Origin of the sequence: Aquabacterium sp. OR-4 (assembly GCF_025290835.2) — a bacterium.
Lineage (GTDB): Bacteria > Pseudomonadota > Gammaproteobacteria > Burkholderiales > Burkholderiaceae_C > Pseudaquabacterium.
In genome coordinates, this window is sequence record NZ_JAOCQD020000001.1 from 2,403,769 (window position 1) to 2,416,952 (window position 13,184).

At 70.6% G+C, this 13,184-nt stretch carries 11 protein-coding genes; all 11 read right to left on the bottom strand.

The features are described from left to right. Positions 1 to 7: 7 nt before the first annotated feature. The 11 genes from N4G63_RS10390 to N4G63_RS10440 all read right to left on the bottom strand — a co-directional run bounded on the left by N4G63_RS10390 (position 8) and on the right by N4G63_RS10440 (position 12,952). A complete protein-coding gene (locus N4G63_RS10390) occupies positions 8 to 1,264 on the bottom strand; it encodes an O-succinylhomoserine sulfhydrylase (RefSeq protein WP_260788335.1) in 1,257 nt (418 codons plus the stop codon). A 2-nt stretch (positions 1,265 to 1,266) separates the two neighbouring features. Then, positions 1,267 to 2,793 carry an amidophosphoribosyltransferase gene (purF, locus tag N4G63_RS10395; protein WP_314599647.1) on the bottom strand — a complete coding sequence of 509 codons (1,527 nt, stop codon included), beginning with the start codon at positions 2,791 to 2,793 and terminating at the stop codon, positions 1,267 to 1,269. Between the two features lie 67 nt (positions 2,794 to 2,860). Then, entirely contained in the window at positions 2,861 to 3,391 is a 531-nt protein-coding gene (locus N4G63_RS10400; protein ID WP_260788339.1) for a CvpA family protein, read from the bottom strand. 9 nt (positions 3,392 to 3,400) lie between these two features. Continuing rightward, complete coding sequence (locus tag N4G63_RS10405; protein WP_260788340.1) at positions 3,401 to 4,309, bottom strand: SPOR domain-containing protein; 909 nt, start codon at positions 4,307 to 4,309, stop codon at positions 3,401 to 3,403. Between the two features lie 92 nt (positions 4,310 to 4,401). Further along, positions 4,402 to 5,697, bottom strand: a complete 1,296-nt coding sequence (gene folC, locus N4G63_RS10410; protein ID WP_260788342.1) for a bifunctional tetrahydrofolate synthase/dihydrofolate synthase — start codon at positions 5,695 to 5,697, stop codon at positions 4,402 to 4,404. 64 nt (positions 5,698 to 5,761) lie between these two features. Beyond that, entirely contained in the window at positions 5,762 to 6,634 is an 873-nt protein-coding gene (gene accD / locus N4G63_RS10415; protein ID WP_260788344.1) for an acetyl-CoA carboxylase, carboxyltransferase subunit beta, read from the bottom strand. A 41-nt stretch (positions 6,635 to 6,675) separates the two neighbouring features. Continuing rightward, positions 6,676 to 7,488, bottom strand: coding sequence for a tryptophan synthase subunit alpha (trpA, locus tag N4G63_RS10420; RefSeq protein ID WP_260788347.1), 813 nt, complete (start codon positions 7,486 to 7,488; stop codon positions 6,676 to 6,678). Further along, positions 7,485 to 8,774: a tryptophan synthase subunit beta gene (gene trpB / locus N4G63_RS10425; protein WP_260788704.1), complete on the bottom strand. Its 1,290-nt coding sequence runs from the start codon at positions 8,772 to 8,774 to the stop codon at positions 7,485 to 7,487. Before trpB ends, trpA begins: the two co-directional genes overlap by 4 nt. Before the next feature lie 103 nt (positions 8,775 to 8,877). Next, on the bottom strand, positions 8,878 to 9,537 hold the full coding sequence (locus N4G63_RS10430; RefSeq protein WP_260788349.1) for a phosphoribosylanthranilate isomerase: 660 nt from the start codon (positions 9,535 to 9,537) through the stop codon (positions 8,878 to 8,880). Further along, the gene (gene truA / locus N4G63_RS10435) at positions 9,534 to 10,343 is read right to left on the bottom strand and encodes a tRNA pseudouridine(38-40) synthase TruA (protein ID WP_260788350.1); all 810 of its coding nucleotides are present in this window, start codon (positions 10,341 to 10,343) and stop codon (positions 9,534 to 9,536) included. The genes N4G63_RS10430 and truA overlap by 4 nt, the downstream gene beginning before the upstream one ends. Further along, a complete protein-coding gene (locus N4G63_RS10440) occupies positions 10,340 to 12,952 on the bottom strand; it encodes a motility hub landmark protein FimV (protein ID WP_443112024.1) in 2,613 nt (870 codons plus the stop codon). The genes truA and N4G63_RS10440 overlap by 4 nt, the downstream gene beginning before the upstream one ends. Positions 12,953 to 13,184 lie beyond the last annotated feature (232 nt).

The window sequence follows — 13,184 nt, forward strand, 5'->3', positions numbered from 1 at the left end:
TCGAATCTCACGAACCCAGTTGCGACAGCCCGCGCTGCAGGTCGTCGGTGATGTCGTCCACATGCTCCAGGCCCACGGCCAGGCGCACCAGGCCCTGGCCAATGCCGGCCGCCTGGCGCTGCGCCTCGCTGAGGCGGCAATGCGAGCTGGTGGCCGGGTGGGCGATGATCGACTTGGTGTCGCCCAGGTTGGTGGCGATGCTCAGCACGCGGGTGCTGTCGATGACCTTGAAGGCGGCAGCGCGCGCGGCCTCGGGTGAATCGGCCTTGACGTCGAACGACACCACGGCCCCGCCCTGCCCCGACTGCTGACGCATCGCCAGTTCGTGTTGCGGGTGCGAGGTCAGGCCGGGGTAGTACACGCGCGCCACGGCCGGATGTGCTTCCAGCCAGCGCGCCACGGCCAGCGCAGCCTCGCTCTGCGCCTTCATGCGCAGGTGCAGCGTCTCCATGCCCTTGAGCAGCACCCAGGCATTGAACGGCGCCAGCGTCACGCCGGTGGCGCGCAGCGTGGGCCCGAACACCTCGACGATGTGCTTGTTGGCGCCGCACAGCGCCCCGGCCATCACCCGGCCCTGGCCGTCGAGGTACTTGGTGCCGGCATGCATCACCAAGTCGGCGCCCAGCGCCAGCGGGCGCTGCAGCGCCGGCGAGCAGAAGGTGTTGTCCACCGTCAGCAGCGCGCCGGCCTCATGCGCCATGTCGGCCAGCGCGCGGATGTCGCACACCTCGGTGAGCGGGTTGGTTGGCGTCTCGGCGAACAGCAGCTTGGTGGTGGGCCGGATGGCGGCGCGCCACTCGGCCAGGTCGGTCTGCGCGACGAAGCTGGTCTCGACGCCGAACTTGCCGAACTCCTTGGCAAACAGGCCGACCGTGGAGCCGAACACCGAGCGCGAGCACACCACATGGTCACCGGCCTTCAGCAGGCCCATGATCAGCAGCAGGATGGCGCTCATGCCGGTGGAGGTGGCAATGGCGCCTTCGGCCCCTTCCATCGCCGCCAGGCGCTGCTCGAAGCTGCGCACCGTGGGGTTGCTGGTGCGCCCGTAGGTGAAGTCCTCGGTGTTCGCGAAGCGCCGAGCCGAGGTTTCGGAATCGGGCTGTACGAACGCGGTGGTGAGGAACAAGGCCTCGGAGTTCTCGCCATGCTGACTGGGCGCCATGGCAGTGCGCACGGCCAGGGTCTCGGGGCGCAGGCCCTCGGGCAGCCGGGCGCGGGCGATGCGGGCGGCCTCGGACGCGGGGCCGTCGGGTCGATCACTCATGCTCAGGGCTCGCTGCGGTTTTGCAAGGTGAGGCGGCTGCGCGCCGGACCGTCCTCGTCGTCCTGGCGCGCGGCGGCGCGCTGGGTGGAGATGGCGTCGAAATCAGCGGCACTCACATCGCCGGTGATGTAGCGGCCATCAAAGCAGCTGGCCTCGAAGCCGGTGATCGCCGGGTTGAGCTGGCGCACCACGCGCTGCATCATGTCCAGGTCTTGGTAGATCAGCGCGTCGGCCCCGATGTAGGCGCGGATCTCCTCGGTGGTGCGGCCGTGGGCGATCAGCTCTTCCTTGGTGGGCATGTCGATGCCGTACACATTGGGATAACGCACGGGCGGCGCGGCACTGGCCATGAACACCTTGCGTGCACCGGCCTCGCGCGCCATCTGCACGATCTCCTTGCTGGTGGTGCCGCGCACGATGGAGTCGTCCACCAGCAGCACGTTGCGGCCCTTGAACTCGCTGGCGATGGCGTTGAGCTTCTGGCGCACGCTTTTCTTGCGCATGCCCTGGCCGGGCATGATGAAGGTGCGGCCGACGTAGCGGTTCTTGACGAAGCCCTCGCGGTAGGGTTTGCCGATCTTCTGCGCCAGCTGCATGGCGCTGGGCCGGCTGCTCTCGGGGATCGGGACCACCACGTCGATCTCGCTGGGCGGCATGGCGTTGATCACGCGCTGGGCCAGGGTCTCGCCCATGTTCAGCCGCGCCTGGTAGACCGAGATGCCGTCGATCACCGAATCGGGCCGCGCCAGGTACACGTACTCGAACAGGCAGGGGTTGAGCACCGGCTTTTCAGCGCACTGCTGCGCGTGCACCTCGCCGTCCAGGTCGATGAAGATGGCCTCGCCGGGCGCCACGTCGCGCACCACCTGGTGGCCGGTGCCTTCCAGCGCCACGGTCTCGCTGGCCACCATCACCTCGGCGCCGCCGTCGGGCCGCCGGATCTCGCCATACACCAGCGGGCGGATGCCGTAGGGATCGCGGAATGCCAGCAGACCATGGCCGGCGATCAGCGCGATCACCGCGTACGAGCCGCGGATGCGCTTGTGCACGCCGGCCACGGCGCGGAAGATCAGCTCGGGCGTCAGCGGCACGCTGCGGCCGGCCAGCTCCATCTCGTGCGCCAGCACATTGATCAGCACCTCGGTGTCGCTGGCGGTGTTGATGTGGCGGCGATCCACATCGAACAGCTCCTGCTTCAGCGCATGGGCGTTGGTCAGGTTGCCGTTGTGCACCAGCACGATGCCGTAGGGCGCGTTGACGTAGAAGGGCTGGGCCTCTTCCTCGTTGAAGGCATTGCCGGCCGTGGGGTAACGCACCTGGCCCAGGCCCACATTGCCGGGCAGCGCGCGCATGTTGCGCGTGCGGAACACGTCGCGCACCATGCCGCGGGCCTTGTGCATGAGGCACTGCGTGCCCAGCATGGTGACGATGCCCGCTGCGTCCTGGCCGCGGTGCTGCAGCAGCAGCAGCGCGTCGTAGATCAGCTGGTTGACGGGCGAGCGCGAGATGACGCCGACGATGCCGCACATGGTGGATGGATCCTGAGAGTCGAAGAACGGAATGTGGAGGCCGCCGGGCCGGGGCGCAAGCGGGCGATCAATCGGTGCGGTGTCGGGGCATGCCGCCGGGTGGCTCGGGCAGGTGCCGGGCCACGGCCTCGGGCAGCACCGGGCGCAGCCCCTGCAGCAGCACGGCCAGCCATTCGGCCCCCTGCGAGGCCTGCCAGGCCGGCGAGCGCACCGCGGGCGTGAGCGCCACCACGGTGGCCAGGGCCAGCAGCAGCACGCCGCCGCGCAGCAGGCCGAAGCCGGCGCCCAGCGTGCGGTCGATCAGGGTCAGCGGCGTGGCCTGGATCAGCAGGCGCACCAGCCGCGCCAACAGCGCCCAGGCCAGCAGCGTGGCCACGAAGGTGATCGCAAAGGCCAGGCCCTGCTGCAGCGCCGAGCCGGGCGTGCCAAAGGGCAGATGCGGGGCCACGGCGCCCGACCACAGCTGCGCCGCCACATAGGCCACCAGCCAGCCCACCAGCGACATCAACTCGTACACCAGACCGCGCCACAGGCCCACCAGCACCGACACGCCCAGCACCGCCAGCAGCGCCCAGTCGACCCAGCCCAGCGCCGCCATGGCCTGCAATCACAGCGTGAGGATGGCCGCCGGCAGCCCGGCCGCGCGCAGCCTGGCCGCCGCCTTGTCGGCCTCGGCCTTGCTGGGAAACGGCCCGACCCGCACCCGGGTGCGCGGCCCCCCATCGGCCTCGACCACCTGGGTGTACGACTTCAGGCCCAGCTTCTCGACCTTGGAGCGGGCCTCGCGCAGCTTGGCGGCGTCGGTATAGGCGCCCACCTGCACCACCAGGCGCGCCGCACCGGCGGCGCTGGCCGACGCTGCCGCGCTGGCCGGCTTGCCCTCCAGCAGCGCCTGGGCGCGCTGGGCCTCGGCGACCTTCTCGGCAGCCTTCTCGGTTGACTTGTCGGCCGGCCGCTCCGCCGATTTCTCAGTGGCCTTCTCGGCGGCTCTCTCGGCGATTTTTTCTGCGGTTTTCTCGGCCGGCCGCGGCGCCGGCTTGCTGGCACCGGCTGCAGCAGCGGCACCGGCACCGGCACGTGCCGCGCTGGCCGCCACTGCGGCGGCGGCGCCGGTCTCGCCGGCGGCGGGCTTGGGCAGCACTTCGCGACCCTGGTCGCTGGCGCGTTCGGTGATCAGCTCGGGCGCCGGGCTGGCAGGCTTGTCACCCGGCCGGTCGGGCCGGTCGGGTGGCGGCTCGGCCGGTGCGGCAGCCACGGTCGACGCACCGGGCGCCGGTGACAGCACCAGCGGCGGCAGCTTGTCCTTTTGCGGGATCTCGATCGGCACATCCACCGGCACCGGCCGGGGCTGCGTCTCGAACAGCAGTGGAAAGCCGATGATGCCGGCCGCGAGCAGCACCGTGGCGCCAATCAGGCGGCGGCGGGCGCGCGTGCGCGCGGCAGCCACGGCATCGGGGGCGGGCGCACCGTCGGGCGGGGCCTCAGTCTTGCGCTGGAAGATGTCGAGCAGACCCATGCGGGGCGGGGGTCGCGAGGGCGCGCCGAAGGGCCGGACCTGCCCGGGTCGGGTGGTCGGGCCGACGCCTGCGGCCCGATCCACCGATGCGGTCAGCCCAGGTGCCGGGCCGCCAATCGGGGCAAGCCGTCCTTCAACACGCCACCCACGGTGTAGAACGAGCCGAAGACGACGATTCTATCAGTCGGGTCTGCGCTGGCCGCCGCCGCCGCCAGTGCCTGGGCCGGTTGGCTGTGCATGTGCACCACTACCGGACGGCCGGCGCTGGCGCTGGTCACGGCCTGGGCCAGCTCGGCCGCGGTGGCGGCGCGCGGTGGCGGCAGGTCGGTGACATGCCACACGTCCACCAGGGGCGCGATGCGGGCCAGCAGCGTGGCGATGTCCTTGTCGCGCATGGCGCCAAACACCGCATGGGTGCGCGGATAAAAGCCCATCTGGTCGAGGTTGAGCGCCAGCGCGGCCACGGCCTGCGGGTTGTGCGCCACATCCAGCACCAGGGCCGGCTCGCCGGGCACGATCTGAAAACGCCCGGGCAGCTCGACCATGGCCAGGCCCTGGCGCACCGCCTGCGCATTGATCGGCAGGCGCTCGCGCAAGGCCTCCAGTGCGGCCAGCGCGCTGGCCGCATTGAGCAACTGGTTGGCGCCACGCAGCGCCGGGTAGGCCAGGCCGCTGTAGCGGCGGCCGCGGCCGTTCCAGCCCCATTGCTGGCGGTCGCCCGAGAGGTTGAAGTCGCGCCCGTGCAGCCACAGGTCGGCGCCCAGGCTCAGGGCGTGATCCAGCACGCTTTGCGGCGGCTCGGGGTCACCCACCACCACCGGGCGGCCGGCTCGCATGATGCCGGCCTTCTCGAAGCCAATGGCCTCGCGCGTGTCGCCCAGCCACTCGGTGTGGTCGAGCGCGATGCTGGTGATCACCGCCACGTCGGCATCGAAGGCGTTGACCGAATCGAAACGACCGCCCAGGCCCACCTCGAGGATCACCAGGTCGAGCTCGGCCAGCGACAGCAGGCGCGCGATGGCCAGGGTGCTGAACTCGAACTGGGTGAGCTGCAGGTCGCCCCGCGCCGCCTCCACCGCCGCGAAATGCGGCACCAACTCGTCGGCCGCCACCGCCTCGCCACCGATGCGGCAGCGCTCCTCGAAGTGCACCAGCTCGGGCTTCTGGTACAGGCCCACCCGGTAGCCGGCGTGGCGCGCGATCGACTCCAGCATGGCGCAGGTGCTGCCCTTGCCATTGGTGCCGGCCACGCTGATCAGCGGCACCTTGAAGCCGATGCCGAGCCGGCGCGCCACCTCGGCGGTGCGCTCGAGCGACAGGTCCATCGTCTTCGGGTGCAGCGCGGCGCAATGGGCCAGCCAGTCCGGCAGGTTGGTGGGCAGGGTCATGACAGGGGTCTCAAAGCAGATCGGGCCCCGCAGGGCCCGACGCTGGCAGGGGGATGGGTGAGCCTCAGGCCACCGCGTCGGCGCTCTGGCGCTGCAGCATGGCCAGCATCGAGGCGATGGCGGCGCGCAGCTGGCGGCGGTCGACGATCTGGTCGACGGCGCCCTTCTGCACCAGGAACTCGGCGCGCTGGAAGCCCTCGGGCAGCTTCTCGCGCACGGTGTTCTCGATCACGCGCGGGCCGGCAAAGCCGACCAGGGCCTTGGGCTCGGCGATCACCACATCACCCACGAAGGCGAAGCTGGCCGACACGCCGCCCATGGTGGGATCGGTGAGCACGCTGATGTAGGGCAGCTTGGCCTTGGCCAGATGGGTCAGCGCGGCATTGGTCTTGGCCATCTGCAGCAGGCTGAACAGGCCCTCCTGCATGCGCGCACCGCCGGTGGCGGTGAAGCACACGAAGGGCACCTTCTGCTCGATGGCGGCCTCGACGCCGCGCACGAAGCGCTCACCCACCACCGAACCCATCGAGCCGCCCATGAAGTCGAACTCGAAGCAGGCGGCCACCAGCGGCACGCTCATCACCGCGCCGCCAATGACGATCAGCGCATCGGTCTCGCCGGTGCTCTCCAGCGCGTCTTTCAGGCGCTCGGGGTACTTGCGGCTGTCCTTGAACTTCAGCGGATCGACCGGCACCACCTCCTGGCCGATCTCGAAGCGCCCTTCGGCATCGAGAAAGGCATCGAGCCGCGCGCGCGCGCCGATGCGGTGGTGGTGGCTGCACTTGGGGCAGACGTTGAGGTTCTTGGCCAGGTCGGTGTTGTAAAGCACCGTGTCGCAGGACGGGCACTTGACCCACAGGCCTTCCGGCACCGAGCGGCGCTCGGTCGGATCGGTCTGCTGGATCTTGGGCGGCAGCAATTTCTCCAGCCAACTCATGCGGTGCACTCCTTCATCATCATCATTGCCGGCAGGCGGGCCTACCGGGCATCCAGTGCGGCGCGAATCTCGGCCATGTAGCCGCGCGCCACGCTGGCCACCTGCTCGCCGGGTGCCTCGTTCAGCAGCTGAACCAGGCGCGAGCCGATGACCACCGCGTCGGCGACCTGGGCCACTGCCCGGGCCGTGACTGCGTCACGAATGCCGAAGCCTACCCCAACTGGAACCTTGACATGCGCGCGAATCCGTGGCACAGCCTCAGCCACAGCACTGGTGTCGAGGTGGCCGGCACCGGTCACGCCCTTCAGCGACACGTAGTACACATAGCCGGTGGCGATGCGGCCCACCTGGGCCATGCGCGCTGCCGTGCTGGTAGGCGCCAGCAGAAAGATCAGATCGAGGCCGGCCGCCTTGAGTTCCGCCGCAAAGGCCTCGCATTCCTCGGGCGGGTAGTCGACGATCAGCAGGCCGTCCACGCCCGCCGCCGCGGCGTCGCGGATGAAGGCGCCGCGGCCGTGCTTCTGGTCGTAGCGCTCCACCGGGTTGGCATAACCCATCAGCACCACCGGCGTGCTGAGGTTGCTGGTGCGGAACTGGCGCACGAAGTCCAGCACCTGCACGCTGCCGATGCCGCGCGCCAGCGCGCGCTCGCTGGCCTGCTGGATCACCGGGCCATCGGCCATCGGGTCGCTGAAGGGCACGCCCAGCTCGATGATGTCGGCGCCACCGTCGGCCAGCGCGTGCATCACGGCCACGGTGGCCTCGGCCGAGGGATCGCCGGCGCAGAAGTACGGCACCAGGGCCTGGCGACCCTGCGCCTTCAGGGCGGAAAGAACGGCTGCGATGCGGCTCACTTGCGGATCTCCACGGTCGGTGCGCCACCCTTGACGGTCTGGCCCCGGCACGAAGGCCGGCAGTAGAACTCGGCGCCCGACAGGTCGGCCACGGTGCCGATGTCCTTGTCGCCACGGCCGCTCAGGTTGACCAGCAGGTGCTTGTCGGCCGGCAGTGTGGCGGCCAGCTTCATGGCGTAGGCGATGGCATGGCTGGATTCGAGCGCCGGGATGATGCCCTCGGTGCGGCACAGGCGATGGAAGGCGGCCAGCGCCTCGTCGTCGGTGATGCCCACGTACTCGGCGCGGCCGATGTCCTTCAGGTACGCATGCTCGGGGCCCACGCCGGGGTAGTCGAGACCGGCCGAGACCGAGTGCGTCTCGATGATCTGGCCGTTGTCGTCCTGCAGCAGGTAGGTGCGGTTGCCGTGCAGCACACCCGGCGTGCCGGCGCTCAGGCTGGCCGCATGGCGGCCGGTCTCGATGCCCTGCCCCGCCGCCTCCACGCCGATCAGGCGCACGCCTTCGTGCTGGATGTAGGGGTAGAAGATGCCCATCGCATTGCTGCCGCCGCCCACGCAGGCGATCACCGCATCGGGCTGGGCGCCGGCGCGGCCGATCATCTCGGGCATCTGCACCAGGCACTCGTCACCGATCACGCGCTGGAAGTCGCGCACCATCATCGGATAAGGGTGCGGGCCGGCCACGGTGCCGATGATGTAGAAGGTGTTCTCGACGTTGGTCACCCAGTCGCGCAGCGCCTCGTTGAGGGCGTCCTTCAGCGTCTTGCTGCCGCTTTCCACCGGCACCACGCGGGCCCCCAGCAGGTGCATGCGGTAGACATTGGGGCTCTGGCGCTTGACGTCCTCGGCGCCCATGTAGACCACGCACTCCATGCCGTAGCGCGCGCAGATGGTGGCGGTGGCCACGCCATGCTGGCCGGCGCCGGTTTCGGCAATGACGCGCGGCTTGCCCATGCGCCGGGCCAGCAGGGCCTGGCCGATGGTGTTGTTGACCTTGTGCGCGCCGGTGTGATTGAGGTCCTCGCGCTTGAGGTGGATTTGCGCGCCGCCGAGCTCGCGCGACAAACGCGCCGCGTGGTAGATCGGACTGGGCCGCCCGACAAAGTGCTTGAGCTCGCGCTGGAATTCGGCCACGAACTCCGGGTCCTGGCGGTAGTGCGCGTAGGCGGCATTGAGCTCGTCGAGCGCATGCACCAGGGTTTCGGCCACAAAGCTGCCGCCGTAGTTCAGCCCGTTGACCGGGCCGAAATGCCCTTGGGCATTGGGTTGCTGGTAGTCGATCATGTCGATGATCCGCATTCGATGGGCCGTGCGCCGCCGCAGCGGTGGCACAGCCGGGTTCAGGGTTCGGGCGAGGCCCGGCCGCCGGTGAATGGCGGCGGGGCGATCAGCCCGCTTCGTCGGCGATGCGGGCATCGGCCTCGCGCACCGCTTCGCAGAACTGGCGCATCAGCGCCGCGTCCTTCAGGCCCTTGGCAAGCTCGACGCCAGACGAGACGTCAACCGCCCAGGGCCGCACCTGCAAGATCCCATCGATCACGCTTACAGGATTCAACCCACCAGACAAAACGACCGGACGGGCGACGTTGGGAGGTACGAGTGACCAATCGAAGGACTTTCCACTGCCGCCGTAGCCCTCGACATGGGCGTCGAGCAGGATGCCGGCTGCGTTCGCATGGGCGAGGGCGAAGTCTAGCAAAGCAAAGCCCGGTGCCATGCGCGCGGCGCGCAGGTAGGGGCGCTGCGCGGCCGCGCAGTCGGCCGGGCTCTCGTCGCCATGAAACTGCAGCAGCGCGTTGGGCACGGCGGCCACCGCCGCGGCCACCTCGGCCGGCGCGGCATTGACGAACAGCAGCACCGGCACCACGAAGGGCGGCAGGCGCCGCGCCAGCTCGGCGGCACGCGCCACCGTCACCGCCCGCGGGCTCTTGGCATACAGCACGAAGCCGATGGCATCGGCGCCACTGGCCACCGCGGCATCGACATCGGCCTCGCGCGTCAGACCGCAGATCTTGATGCGGGTGCGTTGGGTCAGAGGTTGGGTCATGGGAACCAGTCCATCGCCGGCGTGTGGGTGGGGATGCCGTAGCGCGCATCGTAGTCGGCGCCGGCAAAGTACAGCCCATCGGCCGCAAAGGTGGGCGCCGCGGCATCGCGGTGGCGCGCGGCCAGCACCGCCAGCAGCCAGTCGGGCGGCTGGCGGCCGCTGCCCACCGCCACCAGGCAGCCCATGATGTTGCGCACCATGTGGTGCAAAAAAGCCGAGCCGTCGAAATCGAAGCGCCAGTAGCGGCTGCCCGGCTCGCCGCGGCTCTGGATGGCGATGCCGCGCAGCGTCTTCACCGGGCTGCGGGCCTGGCACTCGGCCGAGCGAAAGGACGAAAAATCGTGCTCGCCGATCAGGTGCGCGGCCGCGGCGCGCATGGCCGGGCCATCGAGCGGCCGGAAGATCCAGCCGACCTGGCCGGTTTCAAGCGCCGGGCGCAGCGCCGATTCGAGCAGCAGGTAGCGGTAGCGCCGGCCGGTGGCCGCAAAGCGCGCGTGAAAGTCCTCGGGCACCGGCTGGCACCACTGCAGGCCGATGTCGCGCGGCAGGTAGCGGTTGGTGCCACGCAGCCACGAGAAGGGCTCGCGCTGCACCGGGCTGTCCAGGTGCACCACCTGGTTGAAGGCATGCACACCGGCGTCGGTGCGGCCGGCGCACACCACGCTGACCGGCACATCGGCAAAGCGGCCGAGCGCCGCTTCGAGTGCATCCTGCACCGTGCCACCGCCCGGCTGACTCTGCCAGCCCCGGTAGGCGGTGCCACGGTAGGCGACGCCCAGCGCGATGCGCTGAACGCCGGCACTCACCCGAGACTGTCGAGCATCGCCTGCGCCTTGGCGCGCAGCGTGCCCTGGGCCTTGGCCACCACCTCTGCCACCAGGTCGCGGGCGCCTTCCAGATCACCGATCTGGCGGAACTCCTCGGCCAGCTCGAGCTTGCGTGCCAGCGGATCGGCGTCGTCGGGCAGCAGGTGCTCGAGGTGGCCCGGCGCGGTGGGCGTGGTGTCGCGCGCATCGAGGCGCGAATCGCCGAAGCCCGGCGTGCCGCTGTTGCGCACCGACACCATGGTCTGCGTGCGCTCGTCCATCGGCTCGTCGAGCGACATCGACAGCGAGTCGAAATCGAGGTCGGCCCGCGCCGGGCTGGGCGCCGGTGCACGCGGCGGCACCTGGGTGCGCGTGCCGAAGTCGAAATCAAGGCCGTTGTCGGACGGGCGCTGCAGGCTGGGCGCCAGCGGCTGGGTCATCTCGGCCGGCTGGGTGGGCAGGTCGCCCGGGCCGGTGAGATCGAGGTCGAGGTCCAGGTCGAGATCCAGGTCGACGCTGTGCGGCTGCGTGGGCTGGGCCGCCGGATCGTCGGGCGACAGCGTGCTGTGGCCGTGGGTCAGCGCATGCGGCTGGGTGGTGGCCGACAGCGGCTCGACAACCACGCGCTCGCCGTCGAGGATGATCTCCTCGGGATGGCCGCCCGGCTGGTAGAGCTGGTTGTCGGGGTCGATCTGCAGGCCCAGCTCCTGGGCACGCGACCAGTCGTTGCCCATGCCCTTGGTCAGCGCATACAGCTGGGTGGCCAGCAGTTCGAAGCCCTTGGTGTCGCGGCGCTTGGCGTACACCTCGAGCAGCTTGGTGCGCACCGCCAGCCGGTCGGGCGTGGCGCGCATCGCCTCCTTGAGGATTTCTTCGGCCTGCAGGTCGCGGCCATAGGCCAGGTAGACATCGGCCTCGGCCACCGGGTCGACGTCACCGATGGCATCGAGCTGGCTCAGCGAGTAGCCCATCGAGCTGGCCCCGCTGGGCGAGGCTTCGCGCGTGTCGACGCGCTGGCCGCCGCTGGCACCGAAGAACGAGTCGGGCTGCATCCGGCTTTCGAGGAACGAGGTCTCCGAGCCGGCCTTGTCGAGCCTGCGGCGCATGCGCCAGGCCACCAGTGCGGCAATCGCCACAGCCAGCACGCCCAGCCCCGGCAGCAGCCAGGGCTTGGCGGTGAGGCTGTCCATCAGCCCGCCACCCAGCTCGGCCTGCGGATCGGGCAGCGGCAGCGGCGGCTTGCTGGCCGGCAGCGCGGCCGTGACCGGCAGCGGCGCGGCGCTGCTGGCCGGGGCCGTGGCCACCGCAGCGGGCGCCGGTGCCGGGGGCAGCACTGCGGACGCCGGGGCCACCACGGGTGCCGGCATCGGTGCCGCGGCCGGCGGCACGGTGGGCGCCGTTGTGGCGGCCGGTGCCGTGCCCTGCTGCAGCTTCTTGAGGTCTTCGACGTTGCGCGTGAGCTCGGCCACCCGGGTGGCGGCTTCCTTGCGCTCGGTGGATTGCGAGGCTTGCACCTCGGGCGCGTTGGCCTTGACCGCACCGCTGCTGAGCTTGAGCTTGTCGGGCGTGGGCGCGGCAGCCTGCTTGCGGTCGTCGACCGTGGTCTGCACGCTGCCCTGGGCCTGGCGTGCGGGGGCGGTCTGGGCCGGCGCCGGCGGTGCCTCGGCCGCCAGGCGGCTGCGGTAGGCACCGAAATCGGCGCTCTGCGCCATGATGATGCGCCGCGCCTCGGCCACCGGAATGCCTTGCAGCGCCTCGGCGGTGGGCAGCTTCAGCACCGATCCGGCGCGCAGGCGGTTGATGTTGTCCTTGATGAAGGCGTCGGGGTTGGCACGGTACAGGCCGGCCAGCATCTGGTCGAGCGACACCCCGGCCGGCACATTGCGCGAGGCGATGCGGCTGAGCGATTCTCCCGGGCGCACCGCATGCTCGGCGGCGCCGGGGCCGGCCGGCATGGCGGGCGGGCGGGCGGCAGCGGCCACCGGAGCAGGCGCCGCTGGGCGCGGACGCTCAGCGCGCTCAGCACGCTCGACCACCGGTGCGGGGGCCTGGCGCGGAGCGGGCGCCGGACGGCCGGCCGGGGCCTGGCCGGCCTCAGGTGCCGTGCGGGGCGCGGCGGCAATCACCGGCGCCACGGCGGCGGGCGCGGGCGGCGGGGCGTTGCGGCTGCCGGGCGGATCGAACAGCAGCGTGTATTCGCGCACCAGGCGGCCGGCGCTGGAATTGACCTCGAGGATCACCTCGATGAAGGGCTCCTGCACCGCGCGATCGCCGGTCAGGCGCACAAAGGCGCGGCCGTCGCGGCGCACCACGCTGGCCTGCACACCGCCGAGCACGGCGTTGTAGTCGACACCGGCCGTGCGGTAGGCATCGGGCGAGGCCACGCGCACGGTGAGCGTGGCGGCTTCTTCGGGCGCCAGGCTGGTGATGTCGATCTCGGCGCGCATGCCTTCGCCAAGCGCAGACTGCACTGACAAACGCCCCAAGCCGACGGCCATGGCGTCGAGCGGCGCAGCACCAAGGGCGGCCGCAGCAGCCAGGGCCAGCGCAGTGCGGGCGGCGAAAAGGGGGCGGTTGTTCAAGGCATCTCCACAACAGCATCGGGGCACTGCCAGTCGGCAGCGCCGCCAGGGGTGATTGTCAGGCCCTGATCGGACACCCGAACCCAACCCCGGATGCGCGAAACCACAATAGCATCAGGCAGATACGCTGACAAGCTCATGCATTGTCTGACGTTCGAGGGTGCGCGGGCGGTTGCCCTCCCGCGCACAACCTGCGATGTTGCCATGTGGCAACGGGTGGTTCCCGTCTCCGGTAACCACCCGTCACACGACAGCCGTC

Coding starts and splice junctions, on each gene's coding strand:
- N4G63_RS10405 (WP_260788340.1), bottom strand. CDS start 4,309: ATGGGTCTGCTCGACATCTTCCAGCGCAAGACTGAGGCCCCGCCCGAC.
- accD (WP_260788344.1), bottom strand. CDS start 6,634: ATGAGTTGGCTGGAGAAATTGCTGCCGCCCAAGATCCAGCAGACCGAT.
- N4G63_RS10400 (WP_260788339.1), bottom strand. CDS start 3,391: ATGGCGGCGCTGGGCTGGGTCGACTGGGCGCTGCTGGCGGTGCTGGGC.
- N4G63_RS10430 (WP_260788349.1), bottom strand. CDS start 9,537: ATGACCCAACCTCTGACCCAACGCACCCGCATCAAGATCTGCGGTCTG.
- trpB (WP_260788704.1), bottom strand. CDS start 8,774: ATGATCGACTACCAGCAACCCAATGCCCAAGGGCATTTCGGCCCGGTC.
- purF (WP_314599647.1), bottom strand. CDS start 2,793: ATGTGCGGCATCGTCGGCGTCATCTCGCGCTCGCCCGTCAACCAGCTG.
- folC (WP_260788342.1), bottom strand. CDS start 5,697: ATGACCCTGCCCACCAACCTGCCGGACTGGCTGGCCCATTGCGCCGCG.
- N4G63_RS10390 (WP_260788335.1), bottom strand. CDS start 1,264: ATGAGTGATCGACCCGACGGCCCCGCGTCCGAGGCCGCCCGCATCGCC.